Annotated in this window: 11 protein-coding genes; 8 read left to right on the top strand and 3 right to left on the bottom strand. The window is 63.1% G+C overall.

What is annotated here, in order from left to right:
• Positions 1–313 precede the first annotated feature (313 nt).
• Positions 314–1597: an AAA family ATPase gene (locus RQI43_RS07990; RefSeq protein WP_311274801.1), complete on the bottom strand. Its 1284-nt coding sequence runs from the start codon at positions 1595–1597 to the stop codon at positions 314–316.
• Between RQI43_RS07990 and RQI43_RS07985 the strand changes: the two genes are divergently transcribed.
• Together RQI43_RS07985 and RQI43_RS07980 are read left to right on the top strand one after the other, a co-directional pair.
• Complete coding sequence (locus tag RQI43_RS07985; protein WP_311274800.1) at positions 1596–3212, top strand: hypothetical protein; 1617 nt, start codon at positions 1596–1598, stop codon at positions 3210–3212. The genes RQI43_RS07990 and RQI43_RS07985 overlap by 2 nt on opposite strands.
• A 63-nt stretch (positions 3213–3275) precedes the next feature.
• Positions 3276–4295 carry a hypothetical protein gene (locus RQI43_RS07980; RefSeq protein ID WP_311274799.1) on the top strand — a complete coding sequence of 340 codons (1020 nt, stop codon included), beginning with the start codon at positions 3276–3278 and terminating at the stop codon, positions 4293–4295.
• Positions 4296–4456: 161 nt separating this feature from the next.
• On the opposite strand, the gene RQI43_RS07975 is transcribed toward RQI43_RS07980, so the two are convergent.
• Positions 4457–5947: a calcium-binding protein gene (locus tag RQI43_RS07975; RefSeq protein ID WP_311274798.1), complete on the bottom strand. Its 1491-nt coding sequence runs from the start codon at positions 5945–5947 to the stop codon at positions 4457–4459.
• A 1006-nt stretch (positions 5948–6953) separates the two neighbouring features.
• Between RQI43_RS07975 and RQI43_RS07970 the strand changes: the two genes are divergently transcribed.
• The 4 genes from RQI43_RS07970 to RQI43_RS07955 all read left to right on the top strand — a co-directional run bounded on the left by RQI43_RS07970 (position 6954) and on the right by RQI43_RS07955 (position 11365).
• On the top strand, positions 6954–8054 hold the full coding sequence (locus RQI43_RS07970; protein WP_311274797.1) for a N4-gp56 family major capsid protein: 1101 nt from the start codon (positions 6954–6956) through the stop codon (positions 8052–8054).
• An 82-nt stretch (positions 8055–8136) separates the two neighbouring features.
• A complete protein-coding gene (locus tag RQI43_RS07965; RefSeq protein ID WP_311274796.1) occupies positions 8137–8529 on the top strand; it encodes a hypothetical protein in 393 nt (130 codons plus the stop codon).
• A 96-nt stretch (positions 8530–8625) separates the two neighbouring features.
• Complete coding sequence (locus tag RQI43_RS07960; RefSeq protein ID WP_311274795.1) at positions 8626–8916, top strand: hypothetical protein; 291 nt, start codon at positions 8626–8628, stop codon at positions 8914–8916.
• Complete coding sequence (locus RQI43_RS07955; RefSeq protein WP_311274794.1) at positions 8870–11365, top strand: hypothetical protein; 2496 nt, start codon at positions 8870–8872, stop codon at positions 11363–11365. The genes RQI43_RS07960 and RQI43_RS07955 overlap by 47 nt, the downstream gene beginning before the upstream one ends.
• A 670-nt stretch (positions 11366–12035) precedes the next feature.
• On the opposite strand, the gene RQI43_RS07950 is transcribed toward RQI43_RS07955, so the two are convergent.
• Positions 12036–13682 carry a polysaccharide pyruvyl transferase family protein gene (locus tag RQI43_RS07950; protein WP_311274793.1) on the bottom strand — a complete coding sequence of 549 codons (1647 nt, stop codon included), beginning with the start codon at positions 13680–13682 and terminating at the stop codon, positions 12036–12038.
• 353 nt (positions 13683–14035) lie between these two features.
• Between RQI43_RS07950 and RQI43_RS07945 the strand changes: the two genes are divergently transcribed.
• Positions 14036–14761: a hypothetical protein gene (locus RQI43_RS07945; protein WP_311274792.1), complete on the top strand. Its 726-nt coding sequence runs from the start codon at positions 14036–14038 to the stop codon at positions 14759–14761.
• Positions 14762–14851: 90 nt separating this feature from the next.
• Complete coding sequence (locus RQI43_RS07940) at positions 14852–16123, top strand: tail fiber protein (RefSeq protein WP_311274791.1); 1272 nt, start codon at positions 14852–14854, stop codon at positions 16121–16123.
• Positions 16124–16153: the final 30 nt, after the last annotated feature.

Here is a 16153-nt window from a genome sequence, read left to right as displayed (position 1 = left end):
GGCTTGGCGTCCTTCGTGCGGTAATCGTCGGCGTCGATCACGACGACGTCGGCGCCCTGCCCGAGGATGAACTTATGGGCGACGCTGCCGATCTCCATTGTCCGGGTCGGGTCGCGCTCGTCCTCCGGCTGCTTGCCGAGGCGCGGATGTTCTGCCCATGCGTGTTCGGGGCTGTGCGTGATGAACAGCTTGGCGATCGACGACGAAAGGCTCGGCGCAGGTGCCGGGTCCGCGTGGTAGACCTTGGCCTCCATCCGGTAGAGGCCGGGCCCGGGCACCAGACCCTCGGTGTGCTCGATGATCTGCATGGCGATCACTCCGCAGCCGCGAGGAGACCGCCAGCGACGGCGCCGTCCTCGATGACGATGGCGGCCGACCGGCCGGACTGAACGACCTCGATCCAAACCTGATAGTCGGCGGCGGCGGCCATCTCCGCGAGGATGCGCATGGCGTCCTCGTCGAGGAGCGATCCATCCTGGACGCGAATCACGCGCAGCTTCGGGTTCATCGCGATGGCGATCGCCACCGACGTCCGCAGCTGCTCGGCGCTCGACGCCTGGTCGAACGGGATGCCGTCGAGGAGGATCTCGTCTTCCCCGAATCCGATGCCGGGCACGGGCATCTCGGCCTTGGCGATGGCCTCGCGACGCTGGGCGGTCCGGTCCTCGATCGCCTTGGTGAGGGCGGCGGCCTGGGTCTCGACGTCCTTCGACTGCGCCTCGATGCGATCCCGCTGCTCGCGCTGGGCGACCAGGGCGTTCACGCGACCGGCGTCGGCGATGCGCTGGCGCAGATCCAGGGTGTCGATGGGCTCGGGAAGCTGCTCGGCCTCGGCGAGCTGGCGACGCTTGCCGGCGGCGAGTGCCTCCGCCTCGGCGGCCTGGTCGTAGAGAGCCTGGGCCTGCGCCCGAAGATCAGCTCCGCGCGCCTCCATGCGCTCCGTTTCGGCGACGAAGGCCTCTCGGCTCGCCCGACGGCGCTCCACCAAAGTGTTGTGCTCGCCGGCGCGCTCCAACTCTTCGACGAGGGCCGCGTCGTCGATCCGCTCCGACGGGGCGTTCTCGGGCACGCTGATCCCGGCTGCCTGCGAGCGCAGGGTGCGCACCTCGCGGTTCACCTCGGTGCGCTTGGCGAAATCGGCCTTGTTCGCCTTGTCGATCGCGTCGAAGTCCACGCCGGGGACGAAGCGCTTCAACGCCTCGAGCTGGTCCTTCCCGTCCATGCGGGTGAAGCCCAGCGGGTCGAACGACAGAGCGCCGAGGAGGCTGTCGAGCATCCGCTGCGGCGAGGGATAGCGGGCCCCCTCCGCGCTCTCGACGAGGATCTTCGTGGGGAAGGTGCCGTCGTCCTGGCGCTTAAACGTGCGGGTGACCTTGATCTCGCCGAGGTCCAGGCGGATGCGAGCCTCGTTCTCGCCCTTGCGGATCGGCACAGCCTGGATGTGCGACGTGCCGGCGAGCGCCCACCAGATCGCGTCGAGGACGCTGGACTTGCCCTGCCCGTTGCGGCCGGTGATCTCGACGATGTTGCCGTCGGGCGTGATGGAGACGGCTTTCAGCCGCTTCACGTTCTCGGCTTGGAGTTGAAGGATCTTCATGGCGGGGCTCACTCAGCTGCGTCGGCATGGGGGGCAGGCCGAGGCGGAGGACGAGGAATCGGACGCCTTCGTCGACGTCGCGATTACCGGCATGGGCTGGGTCGAGATGCGGCTCGATTACGAGCTCGATCCCGACGGCGCCTATGTCGAGGACCGCGTCGACCCTCTTGAGATGGTCTGGGACTCGACGGCACGGAAGCGGAACCTCGCCGACGCCCGCCGGATCTTCCGCGCGAAGTCGATGGACCGGGCCGAGGCCGAGGGGCTGTTCCCCGATGCCGACCCGGCCGACCTCGATGCGGCCTGGGCCGAGGACCGCGACGGCGACCAGCATGCCGGCCTGCAGCCTGGTGACAGCCGCATCGACCGTCCCGGCTCCGCGCAGGACGGCACGTCGCGCGTGACCATCGTCGAATGCCAGTGGTGGGAGCGTCGCCGCGTCGTCGCCGTGACCGATCCCGGTACCGGTGAGGCGACCGAGATGGAGCCGGGCAAGGCCTCCGTCCTGGTGCGCCGCGCGGCCGCCATGGGCATCACCCTGCAGACCCACAGCATCACCAAGCGCGTCTATCGCCGGGCCTTCATCGGCGGGACTGTGTTGGAAGAGGGCGAGGCCCCTGCCGGCGACCGCTTCTCCTACGCCTGCATGACCGGCGACCGCGACCACAACAAGGGGACCTGGTTCGGCATCGTCCGGATGATGAAGGACCCCCAGCGCTACGCGAACAAGTGGCTGTCCCAGACCATGGACATGCTGAACCGCCAGGCGAAGGGCGGCATCCTCATGGAGACGGGCGCGGTCCCGGATCAGGGCGAGTTCGAGGCGAGCTACGCCAAGCCCGGTGCGGTGACGTGGGTGGCCGACGGCACGCTGATGAGCGGCCGGATGAAGGAGAAGCCCCTCCCGACGCTGCCCGCCGGCCATTACCAGCTCATGGAGTTCGCGATCATGTCGATCCGCGATTCCTCGGGCGTGAACCTCGAACTGCTCGGCCAGAAGCAACAGGAACAGGCCGGCGTGCTGGAGTATCAGCGCAAGCAGGCCGCGATGACGATCCTCGCCACCCTGTTCGATTCCCTGCGCCGCGCACGCAAGCATATCGGCAGGGTGCGCCTCTACTTCATTCAGAACTTCCTCTCGGACGGGCGCCTCGTGCGCATCGTCGGCGATGGCGCCACCCGCGTCGTCCCGCTGATCCGGGATCAGACCCTCGGCGATTACGACGTCATCATCGACGACATGCCGTCCTCGCCGAACCAGAAAGAGGTGATCTGGTCGACGTTCACCAGCGTCTTCCCGGTCATCAAGGACATGATCACTCCGCAGGTCCTTCTCGAGGTGCTGCCGTACTCGCCGTTCCCGGCCTCGTTCGTCGCCAAGATGCGCGAGCTGCTCGCACAGGCTCCGACCGATCCGCAGGCCGAGCAACAGCAACAGGTCGCCATGCAGACCGCCGTGGCGAAGATCCAGGACCTCACCGCCGGCGCCAACCTCAAGCAGGCCAAGGCCGAGCGGGAATCGGCGCTGATCCAGCACGATCACATCGACGGCTTCGCGAAGGTGGCGGCCATGGCCGCTCCGCCTGCCCAGCCTGTCGGCCCTCTCCTGGCCTGATCCTGATCGCCTAGCCGGCGGCGTCATGCCGGCTTTCGTACCCTTCACGTCACGAGGACACCCATGAACGACGATTTCAACACCTCCGCGGACAGCGGCGACGCCTTCACGGCTGAAGAGCAGGCTGCCTTCGACGCCTATGCGTCCGGCGAGCCCGCTCCCGAGGCCGCTGGCGCCGCTGAGCCGGTCGCTGGTGGCGATGCCGCCCCTAATGCCGCCGCTGCCGCTGCGGCCCCGGCCGAGGCCGCTGCTCCGGGCGATGTCGTCGACACCGATGCCGAGGACGGCAACGCGGACGAGAACAAGGGCAAGTTCGTCCGCCATGGCGCCTTCCACCAGGAGCGCGAGCGCCGAAAAGCCGTCGAGCGCGAGCGCGACGAGGCGCGCCTTCAGTACGCCCGCATGGAGGAGCGCCTGAAGGTTCTGACCGAGGGGGCAAGGCCCGCTGCCGCCGCGCAGGCCGCTCCCGAGCCCGAGACGCCCCCGGACCCGAACGAGGACATCTTCGGCTACGCCAAGTACCTGGAGAAGCAGATCCAGGATATCCGCACCGGTCAGACTCAGATGACCGAGGCGCAGAAGGCCGAGCGCGAGGCGCAGGCGCAGGAAGCCGAGCGCGGCCAGGTCCTGAACAGCTACCGCGGTGACGTCCAGCGCGTGATGGCGGCCCAGCCCGAGTTCGCGCAGGCCTACGAGCACCTGTTCCAGGGCCGGATTGCCGAGCTGAAGGTCTACGGCATGTCCGAGGCCGATGCGGTGAAGGCGGTCCGTGACGATGAGTTCGGTCTCGTCCAGGCCGCTATTGCCGCCGGCCAGTCGCCGGCCGAGCGCATCCTGCAGCTGGCGAAGGTCCGTGGGTTCGCCCCGAAGCCGGCCGAGGCTGCCGCTGCCCCGGCCGAGAGCCCCGCAGAGAAGGCCGCGCGCATCTCCCGCGGTCAGGCTGCGAGCAAGTCCCTGTCCGTCGCTGGCGGAGCGGCTGCCGGCGAACTCACCCTCGAGATGCTCGCCAATATGTCGGAGGCCGAGTTCGACAGGGTCTCCGCTCAGAACCCGGTGCGCGTCCGCGCCCTAATGGGAGGCTGAGACTATGCCACCCTTCGTGGAGGAGGACGTATCAACGTCGGTAGTTTAGCTGACTGCAACTCGGTTCGCGCCTAGCGTTGCAGACACCTAAGTTTTCCCACTGCAAGCGTCGAAAATGCCTTGGCCAAACGCGGAAGGTCCTGCCAAGGCCTATTGTGGGTTTAGGCGACCAGGAAGTCGAGGTGGGTCAGCGTCGTCGTGGCATGATTGTCAATAACGGCGAACTGGATCGCCTTGGCGGCGGTGCCGCTGCCATCGGCATCGTAGGACACAGCACCAGTTTTGTGATCGTAGAGAACGCGGTCGTTCGCATCGATCTTCGCGCCGGTGACGCCCAGGTCCTTGAACGCAGTCGAGGCGAGTGGACCGACCGAGAGAGCTGCGAATACGCTCTTCGAGAGCTGGATCGTATCGTCCATGGCCGAGAAATCGGTGATGTGGTCGATGTTGGTTGTCCCGAACTTTGTGCTGAACACGAAGCTATCATTGCCGGCTAGGCCTGTCAGCGTATCCGCCCCGAGGCCACCGTCGAGATGGTTGGCGCCGGTGTTACCCTTAAGAACATTGACGAGCGTGTTGCCGGTGGCGCTGAGGTTGCCGGCCCCGGTCAGCGTCAGGTTCTCCACGTAGAAGCCTGCCAGGGAGTAGGACACCGACGCCTTGACGAGGTCAGTACCGGCGGAGGTGCTGAGTTCGATGGCTTTGTCGCCGGTGTTGTCGACGATGTAGGTGTCAGAGCTCACTCCGCCGACCATGGTATCGGCGCCGGCCTTTCCGTCGAGGACGTTGGCGCCTGCATTGCCCCTCAGAACGTTGGCGAGCGAGTTGCCGGTGGCGCTGAGGTTGCCGGTCCCGGTCAGCGTCAGGTTCTCAATGTACTGGCCTCCCAGACCAAATGAGACGGAGGACTTCACTACATCCGTGCCCTGCTTGCTCAGCTCGATGACCTTATCGGCCTTGTTGTCGACTACGTAGGTGTCATCGCCAAGACCACCATGCATCACGTCAACACCGACTCCACCATAGAGCCGATCGTTACCAGCACCCGAAGCGAGAACGTCATCTTCGACACCACCCACAAGAGAGTCAGCGTCATTCGTTCCAATTTGAGTATTCAAGGTATTGAGTTCAATAATGAAGTTCCCCGTGGCATCTTTTACCTTCGCAACTAGATTATGTTCGCCCTGCGCAAGCGAAGCAGAAACAGAAAAATTTCCAGTTACCGCATCGGCAATTGTGTTAGATATTTCATTATCGCCATCGAAAAGAACAACTTCTGAACCAGCCAGCGCAATACCGCCGATGGTTGCTGCCAAACTGTTAAATGTATCTCCATTGATGCCGGTAAAAACTGTCGTTGCAGACGTGTTTAATATAGCATTATAGTCACTATAGCTTATTATTGTACCCATAATATTGAGTGTTGTGTCTTCCCCTATGATGCTGAGTAGACTTTTCCCGGCTATCTCTGATCGCTTAGCCCCTGGATCGTTAGTCTCAGGATCGCGGAAATCTGCGGTAAATACGCCCTGCTTTGCCGCGGTGGCGAAAGTAGCATCGAAGTTGTAGCCCCCTTCATAGTGAAAAACTGAGTAATAGGTAGGAGCCTGATCGGGGCCGCCTTCGTCAACAATGTACACTTCCGTTGGCACTATGCTCGTGAAGAAATTAGATCCAAAGAAGCTGTAGCCATCAAATTGAGGGCTAACATGCGGATAATAATCAGTAGCGGCTAAGCTATTTGTCGTAGTGGTTATAAGGGCTGGGTATGAATTTGAATAATTGGGGTATGAGATCGATTCTATAATTCCTATTGGAACTACTTGTGTAACCCTGAGAAGGTGCGGGCTAATAGGTTGATCTAGGTTGAGAAAAGATGCTATCGCGGTAGTCATTCGCCGATTCCCATAAAAATCAGTAACCACTAGTAATCGGAAAAATAAATATGTGTCAATACCGGATGTAAGCTGTCGACTGTTGAGGATTGGGTGTGACCGGACTGGCTGGCTTTAGCTTGTCGCAAACGGAACCGCGTCTGCGTTCACCTTACGTTGAGCATACGGTCTACATGGCGCTTCTAGTTCTGGAGACTGCCTGATGGTGTAAGCTGATGCTAATTTAATAACTCGATTATGCGAACCGCAATGTTTCTAACGCCCGACCCGCGAACGTCCGCTTCCGAGGACAGCATAGACCGGCAGCTACGGCAAGGTTGGGTCGGAAGCGGAACGTCCGCTTCAGGATGAAGGGTGAGGGTCCGCTCCCCACCCTGAGGAAGCATTTAAGGCCGTGTTGCTTCCAGCAACCGAGTACACTTCACTCTTGACCCGACGGGCAAAACCCGCGCATTAGGTACGCTGTCGCCAGCGCTGTGACGGTCCGCCCCGGACCCTCCCGCCGGCCTTTCTCCGATACCCCGATCCGACGTCTGTCCGAAGCCCGCATCTCGCGGGCTTTTTGCGTTCGCCGGCCCGGTTCGCCTGATCGCACGGCACGCGATCCGTTCGGCCTCGTCACGGTCTTCGCCTGATCCCCGGTAAGGATCCCGTCCGACCACCGTCCCCAGCGGCACCATGGGGCCCGGCTTCCGTCCGCGCGGCGACGCACAGCCCGCAACGCACCCCACTCCCCCCGGACACAAGCCCAGAAGGCACCCCCATGTCTTACACCGCATTTGCCGTGAACGACCCCCTGGCCATCAAGCTCTGGTCGAAGAAGCTCGCCACCGAAGCGAACAAGTCGATCGACATCGACCCGCTCATCGGCGAGGGCGACGGCGCCATCATCCAGGAGAAGACCGAGACCAAGAAGGGCAATGGCGACCAGGTCACCTTCGGCCTGCGCATGCAGCTCAAGGGCGACGGCTTCTCCTCCTCCGACGTTGCCGAGGGCAACGGTGAGCAGCTCGGCACCAACTCCGACAAGGTCACCATCGACGAGCTCGGCCACGTGGTCGGCTGCAAGTCCGAGCACACCATCGACGCCCAGCGCGTGCCGTTCAACCTGCGTGAGCAGGGGCGCGCCGGTCTCGCCGACTGGTTCCAGACCCGCAAGACGGTGTCGTTCTTCAACCACGTCTGCGGCTTCACCCCTGTGAACGGCCTGGCCAACGGCAAGAAGTTCAGCGCCAACAACGCTGTCACCGCCCCGTCCGTCGGTCGCATCTTCCGCCCGAACGGCCGCGCCAACGATGCCGCCCTCGTTGCTGGCGACATCATGACCCTCGACCTGATCGACAAGGCTGTCGAGCTCGCCAAGACCGGCGGCGCCACTGGCAAGGTCATGATCCGTCCCATCGTGGTCAACGGCCGCAAGGTCTACGTGATGTACCTGCACTCGACGCAGGTCACCTCGCTCCGGACCAACACCGCCGCGGGCCAGTGGCTCGACATCCAGAAGGCTGCGATGGCCGGTATGGAATCGTCCAAGTCCCCGATCTTCTCGGGTGCGCTCGGCGAGTACAACAACGTGGTGCTCCGCGAGGCGCAGGACGTCACCGCCGGCGTGTCGCCCGACGGCAAGACGGCTGTGCCGCTCACCCGCCGCGCCGTGCTGCTCGGCGCGCAGGCCGCGACCATCGCCTACGGCAAGGCCGGCGGCGAGACCCGCTACCGCTGGAACGAGGAGCTGCTCGACCACAAGCGCAACCTCGAAGTCTCGGCCTGGGCGATCTGGGGCATGAAGAAGACGACCTACAACGGCGACGACTTCGGCACGATCGTCATCCCGACCTACGCCAAGCCCGCCGACGCCGCCTAAGCGGCCTCTCCTGACTGAACCGGTGCGCGGGGCCTGACGGCTCCGCGCCTTCGTCTCATCCCGCATCCTGAGAGGGCCCGACATGGCCACCAACGTCACCCCCGTGCGCCCCGCCGCGCGCGAACTGCGTGAGCAGGTCGTTCACACCGTCCGCCGCACCGTCACCTTCGCCGACGGCGCCTTCGCCTTCCCGGCCTCCCTGCCGGACGGCGCCCTGATCAGCCGCACCCTCGTGCTGATCGAGACCGCGTTCACCGCCGGCACCACGCTCACCGTCGGCACGACCGTCGGCGGCAACGACATCGTGGCCGCAGCCGATTCCGCTGCGACCGCCGCCGGCGCCAAGCGTCCCGACACCGGTACCGTCAAGGGCCGCCTCGTCGGTGACACCGTGCTGTACGGCACCGTCACCGGCGCCCCGGCCGCCGGCGTCGCCACCATCGTCATCGAGTACGTCCCGAACAACGACGCATGATGCTCACGGCATCCTGGCTGCATCTCGCGGCCTGCAACGTAGCGGCGGAGCCCACGGCCCCGCCGCCGCATCCATCCAGTAATCCGAGGGTCGCCAATGCCGAACGCGCAAGGGAAACCGACGCTCGGCGACCTCATCGACGAGATCGCGGACGACATCGAGCGGGCGGACCTCGACCGTCAGATCGAGATCGCGATCAGTCGGGCGATCCGGCACTACCAGCCGGAGCGGTTCTTCTTCAGCGAGCGGATCCTGACCTTCGAGACCCTGGCCGGGACGGACGTCTACTTCGGCGGTGATGCACCGGACATCCCGGAACCGGGCGACCGATGGCAGGGCCGTGCGCGCCTCCCAGCTGGCCCGCGTCGTCGCCAATTCCGGCGGTGAGGGCGGCCGGCTCATGAATGAGTTCTATGCCGCCCGCCCAGCCTCGATCGACAACGTCGCGCGGTCGGCCTTTGACGCGATCGGTCCGCAGAACCCCGCGCCGTCCGGCCTCGGTCTCGACCTTCAGTCCGCGGCACGTGCTGGTGTGGCTCAGACCCCCGAAGGCATGGCCCTGGCCGAGGCCCGCGCCGCCGTGGGTCCGCGTGTGACCGACGATGCTGCCGGGCGGGTCATCCAGCCTGAGATGCGTGGTGTGGTCGATGCGCGCGAGGCCGCCCGCAAAGCGCAGGCGGACATCGACTATGCGACCGCTCGAAACGTGCCTGAGAACTTTGGGATCGAGCGCACGATCCAGGTGGAGCGCCCTGGCGAGCCGGTAGTCACCCAGCCGGCGTTCTCACGTCCGCAGTTCGAGGCCAGTGCGCCTCGTCCCGCCGAGGCTTTCGAGCGGCCCAGCGCGATCGGGAACGATCCGAACGGCGTCAGCCTCGCCCGCTTCATCGCGCAGAACGGCGGCTTGCGCCTGGATGGGGATGCTGCGGCGACCGACCTGCATCGTTTCATGGTGCCCGGCGTCGGCAAGGTCGCGCGTCCGGACGGTAAGGGTCTCGACAATTTCTGGCGCGAGCGTCTGATCGAGGAGGGTTACTTCCGTCCCGACGCCGACGGCGGCATGGCGCGTGACATCTCCTCCGAGCTGTTGCGCAAGCTGCAGAACGAGCAGCGTGGCGTGCCGTCCTACCCGCTCGATAGCGCCGGACGTCCGAAGGGACGCGCGCCTGGTGGTCAGGCGGCAGACGAATATGCGAACGCCCGGTCGCTGGCCGAAACCCGCTTCGACGAGGATCTCGCGCGCGTCGAGGTCGACCCGAAGGGCATTCACCCGGACATCCGCGAGCGCGTCGTGGGCGCGCTGATGCGCGGCGAGGAGACGGACCCGCTCGCCGCCTACGAGCGCACCGTCGGCGCGATGAAAGGGCCGCTCGACCCGTATGTGAAGTCGACCACCGTCACTGAGGCGATCCCCGACGTGCGGTTCGGTCAGGTGAACTCGCAACCGGCTCTCGACGCCATTGCGGAGCAGAGCCGCTTCGCCAAGGGCGACGTGCGCGGTGCGCTCAGCGGCACACGCAAGGATCTGTACGAGCCCGGCGGCGCTCAACTCGATATGTCCGTCGAGGGCAACCTGAAGGCTCGCGAGCGGCTCGACCACCGCATTCAGGCGGCGGTCCGCGATGGCGACGCTACGCAGGTCCGCGATCTGCAGATCTCGCGCTCGGCCCTCGACGCCCAGCTGAAGGCTGTTCCGGAGGTGGCGACGGCCGACGCGAACTTCGCGGCGAACTCACGCCCGTTGGAGCCCTTCGCCCCCAACACCCCGCTCGGCCGCGTCGTCCAGCAGGATCCGCTCACCGGTTGCATGGCGACACCGACGGAACAGGTGCCGACCCATATCCAAGGCGACTCGGCGGCGCGCGAGTTCCTGGCCAACGCGACGCCGGCGGCTCGTCAGGCCTACGAGGGCCGTGTCGCGACGAAGATCCTCGACGGCGCTTCGGACGCGCGCGGAAACATCGACCCGGATAAGCTCAGCGTGCTCCTGCGCGATCAGGCGGACGTGCTCGAGCAGATGCCGGACGTCTTCCACCGCGTCGAGGCGGTCGTTCGTGCCCGTGACGGGCTGGCCCGCGTCGAAGCCTCGCCGCTCGGACGCATTGCAGATCGTCCGGACGTCGATGCGGCCATTCGGTCGGTGTTCGCCTCGAACCCGAAGCCCGGTAGCCACGGCGAAGTGGCGCAGGCGATGACGGCGCTGGTCAAGAACCGGCCCACGGCCGCGCGCGACCTCGCCCGCATCTACCTCGAATCCACCTTCAACGAGGCGACGCAACAGTCGAAGGGGCTGGCGGCGCAGTACGGCGGTGCGGGCTTCGCCTCCGCCGTGCGCGGCAATGCCCAGCAACGCCAGAACCTCGAAGCTGTGCTCCGCGCTCTGCCGGAGGGCGACACGCTGGTGAAGGGGCTGGATAACCTCCTCATGACCTTGGAGACCACCGGGTACCGCCCGAACAAGGGGTCGGACACTGCCTTTAACCAGGCGATCCAGGTCCAGTTGAAGAGCGGGAAGACGCAGCTCGGCCAAGCCGTGGCGGATGTCGCCACGGGCGCGGCAGCGGGTGCTGGCGTCGGTGGGTGGAGTGGGGCCGCCGGTGGCGCTGTCCTCGGTCTGAAGCGCGGTGTCGGTGACGCCATGCTGCAGGCTCGGATGATGGGCAATGGCGAGGCCATCGCCCGGATGCTGACCGATCCGAAGGCTCTGCCGGACCTGCGCGCCCTGGCGCGTTCGCCCGTCGGCAGTAAGAACGCGGAGGCCTTCACGCGCCGTCTGCTCACGCTATCGAACGGTGGCGCGGCTCCGACGCGCGAGGGCTCATCGACGCAGCGTTAGTCGCTTCATCCGACCAGCCTGATCGCGAGGCCGAAGCGCTATCATGAGTGCGGCGATCGCGATGACAACACCACCGGCAAGCAAGAACCCTGAACCAGTATACTCGGCAATTGGTTTGAGCACCGCTGGAACGGCTCGTTTCGCGACCCATCCAACCGCCAGCATGATGGCAGTGAACAGGACGAGCGTGAGGGCGACTTGGAGCCAGCGCGGCATCAGCGTCTTCCCCAGGATCGCGGTGGGGCCCAAAACATCACCGCCGCAAAGGTCGCGCTGGCTATGGCCGCCAATGCCCCGACAAGGGTCAGGTCCCCGTCGAACCCAGATGCCAATGGCCTGGACGTGAACGCCGGCCAGATCAGCATGATGAACCCCGCGCACGTGGGCAGGAAGATCAACATGCTGATTAGGAATGAGGACCAGCGGGGCATGCCGGGACGATAGCAGGCGAAATCCGCGCGAATGTGGTGCCGGGATACCATGCGATCCTGATAAAGGGTATTAGTTCCGTATCGCTGTTGTGCTGCTAAGGTCGAATAATCACAATTGTTAGTGCGGCTCTCAATCGATATGCACCAAGCCCTCGTTGCGCTACAATATCATCCATTGAAAGCTGCCTGTGTCGGCAGCTTTCTCATGTCAAAGCAGCATAGTATCCGGCAAGTGCGGATTAAATACTATTAGAAGAAAATAAATCTCTTAACGCGGAAACTGTTGCGGCTAATCTAGTTTTTGCCGCCTGCACCGTTGCTGCGCGTCCTTTCATGTAGATTCCTGATCTAACAGCATTCACAACATCATTGGTTGACTCATAATATGATGTTGTGAACTCTTTGGACATTTTTGCGATCTTCACGAATTTCATAGGGTCAATATTTTGCATGAGCGGGGGGCATAGTTGAATAATGGGCGTTTGGGTTGTTGCTGCGAATATCATCGGATGAAGACGTCCGATGCTGATTACTAAACCGGACTGATCAATCAATTGCTTTACTCGACGAGCGTTCCACCACTGCACTTCTGAGGGCATGAGATAATCAAGACTTAAGGTGCGAACAAATCGATCATCCTCGTCGCAAAAAGGTAGAAAATAAGGCTCATAACCCATCTCGCATAATTCTCTATGTAGATATTGAATCTGTTCTACATAATAATTTTGAGCTAATCTTAGTGGAAATTCCCTTACGACCAGTAATACTCTCTTTTTGTTTTCAGAAACATCAGGCGAGTTATCGGCTTGTAGATTTAGGGCCCAATCAGCCCCGTAATTAGCCTTTATTCCAATATCTGACGCCTTGGCAACGGAATCCGCCGATCGGAATGCGATATAATCAAACATTCTAAGGTAGTTGTATTCAGATATAGTGCTTGCTTTGCTGTCTAGCATTGCGTTGCGAGGGTAGTCTGTTCCAACTAGAGCAATAGGGGTGTTAGCGCGCTTCGCTGAGTAGATCTGGTCCGCAGCAAACCCGATAGGTAGTCCTCCGCCACCTACGATCATTCCCGCCATAGGGCGCGCAGGAAATGCTAGATTACATTGGTGAATGCGATTGCAGAGATTGTATGGATACCAATCCCAATAGCCGGGCATCGCTCCATGCTCGTCTAAACTAATTACAATATCGTATTCCGCGGAAAATTCCTCATAGATAACTTGCAGCAATGCCTCGTCGCCACAGTTGCCTCGCCCGTAGAAGCCCGCAACTAGGATGCATGGCCGCTTAGTAATATGCTCTGATCGGAATAAGTCCGTATCAGCCGTTGCGGCTAGGTCTGAAATATTCTTTGAGTAATTACTCGGGTATATAAAATATACCAGCTCATTACCACTGTAGGCATATCTCCACTGGATTAAAAAGCCGCACTCTCTGATAAGGCTTTCAAATTCTTCGACTGTGCATGAGCTAATCCAAGTGTGGCTTCGCTCTTCCAAATCTGGATTGCGGTTGGTTGGATGGTATGATGTGATTATAGGCTTGCCAGCATCAAATATGGCTCGCAGCACTGATGCAATATCGGCTATGTATTCCAGTACTCCGAGCATTACGACGACATCAGCACCCGCGAACCACTCGCCGGGAATTGGTTCAGCGTTCAAGTCGATGACTTTTGTTCTATCGTCACGCTGAACAACGTCGCAAGGAACGTATGAAGAAGCAGAAAAGATACCTTCAACGGCCATTGCACCACAGCCTATATCAACTATAGATAGGCCGGGTCGAACAAATTGGGCGGCAAATTTAGCTCGATTGTTCCAACGAAGTGAAAGACCGTCCGTATTGGACCAGCGCTCATAATCCGTAATGTCCGATTTCAACAACTCAATCTCCATTAAATGACGATGTTTATGATGATTTTAAAGACGTAGTAAAGAAATAGAACCTTGCAGATGATTCATATCTTCACTGATGCTGCCTTAAATTATGATCCACGATCGTTACATTTTGCATCCCGCACAGCTTCTAGGATGATAGCAGTGCGCACCGTCCCGGAATAGCGGGTCGCATGATAGTTTTGACGCAATCGCCCCAGCCCCCTTCTGTAGACCTTGCGTGAATTTGCACTTGACCCGTCGGGCGAAACACCCGAAACAGCCACTGTCAGGCGCTACGCGCGCCAGACCCGAGGGCCGCTCCGCAAGGGCGGCCTTTTGCATGTCTGGAGCCTGCCATGACGGATTCACGCCGCGACGCCCTCGTCGCCAGCGCCAGCCGTTTAGGCCTCTCGCCGGTTGAGTGGGGCGGCCTGATCTCCTTTGAGAGCGCGGGCACCTTCAACCCTGGCATTCGAGGTGGAGCAGGCAACCGTCACCTTGGGCTGATCCAGTTCGGACCGAACGAGCAGAAGCAGTTCGGTGTCACCGGCTCGGAGACCTTCGAGGAGCAGCTCCCGAAGGCAGAGGCGTTCCTTCTTTCGCGGGGCTACGTGCCCGGCTCGGGGCTGATGAACGCATATTCCACGGTCAACGCTGGCTCGCCCGGCCGCTTCAACGCGTCCGATGCCGGCAATGGCGGCACGCCCGGCACGGTGGCGGACAAGGTCAACGATCAGTTCGGCCCGCATCTGAAGAAGGCAGCGTCGTTCCTGGGGGGTGAGTTCAACGCGACGATGCCGGGGGGAGCCGCCAGCGCGCCTCGCGCGCGCTTCGACTTGTCGGGCCCGGTCGGAAGTTCCACTCCGGCCCCTGCGATCCCTGCCGAGCCCGTGAAGGCCGATAGCGGCCCCGATCTCGCGGGCATCATGAAGATGCTGGCGGCGGCGTCCGCCGAGGGCGCGCCGGCGGCTGGTGGTCAAGCACAGGCCGCAGCCGCCTTGCCCCCGCCGCCACCGGCACCGCCGCGTCCGGTCGCCTTCGACGCCACCAAGTTCTTCGGCCTGCTGCCCACGCGGCGCTGACGCCTTAACCGCATCGCCTGCTCGATCCGACCCGGACGCCCCGCGCGTCATCGGGCCCGGACGCATGCGTGCTTGCCTTCGGGGAATGCCATGGTCGGTCTCATCGACTTCTCGACCGATGCCGCGTCGAACGACATGGCAGCGCCGCCCATCCTCTGGGTGGAGGGGCAACCTGCCAAAACCGTCAACGACTCGATGCGTGCCACGATGGCCGCGCTGGCGAACTGGCGGGACGATAACGTCGGCTCCCTCGGTGCGAGCCGCGGGGCCGGCGACGTCTACAATGTCTCGACCGCACAAGGTTTCCTGGCTGCGTCCGTTGCACGGCCTCATACCCTGCGGTTCCGTGTTGCCTCGGCGAACCAGACCCCGGCTTCCCTCTCCCTCGACGGGTTGCCCGCCAAGCCGCTCCTGCGCGCAAGGGGACGCCCGGTCGGGCCCGGCGACATCGCTCCCGACACCGTCTACGCGGTGTCCTACATCCCCTCCGAAGGCGCCTATTTCGTCACGTCGCCTGCGATCGAGCGCCCCGGCCGGATCGTCGCCCAAGCCGACGCTGGAGTAGAGCCGGGATGGCTCCCCTGCGATGGGCGCGCAGTCTCGCGGGCGGACTATTCCGCGTTGTTCGCGGTTATCGGCACGACCTGGGGCAACGGCAACGGCTCGACCACCTTCAACATTCCCGACCTGCGCGGCCGGGCGATGTTCGGAGCCGACAACCTCGGCGGCACGGCAGCGAACGTCCTGACAGGAGTGGGCGGGGCGGCCGGTATCGACGGCTCGCTTGGCAGCTCGGGCGGTGTCCAGGCAGTTACGCTCACGACCGCACAGATGCCCAAGCACTCCCATACCGGTACCGCTGCGGAGGCCGGCGGGCACAGTCATGGAGGCTCGACCGGGTCGGGTGGATCTCATGACCACGGGGGCTCGACCGGCTCAGTCGGTAACCACACGCATTCCGGCACGACTGTCGCCGGCGGCTCGCACTCGCACACCGGCTCCGCGGCCGAAGCGGGATCGCACTCTCACAACGTCAAATTCTCGACAGCTGTCCTGGCCGGCGGCAACGACGTCTTCGCCACCATCGCAGTCGGCAGCCCGGGTGCAAACGGGAACACCGACGCGGGCGGGTCTCACACCCACTCGGTGACCATCAACGCGGGCGGCGATCACCAGCACGGGTTCACGACCGATAGCGCCGGCGGGCACACCCACACCATCCCAGACGCCCCGAACCACGCCCACACGATCACGGCGGCTGCGGATCACACGCACGCGCTGAGCCTCAACGACACCGGCTCCGGTGCCGCGCACGCGAACATGCCTCCGGGCGCCGTCGTCGCCTTCGCCATCAAGACCTGACCGGCTCCTCGCCCTCATCGCTCGCCTCGA

The sequence above is a fragment of the Methylobacterium sp. WCS2018Hpa-22 genome (assembly GCF_031843785.1).
Classification (GTDB): Bacteria; Pseudomonadota; Alphaproteobacteria; order Rhizobiales; family Beijerinckiaceae; genus Methylobacterium.
The sequence above is the reverse complement of the archived record's forward strand: the minus strand, read 5'-3'. Positions and strand labels throughout refer to the sequence as shown.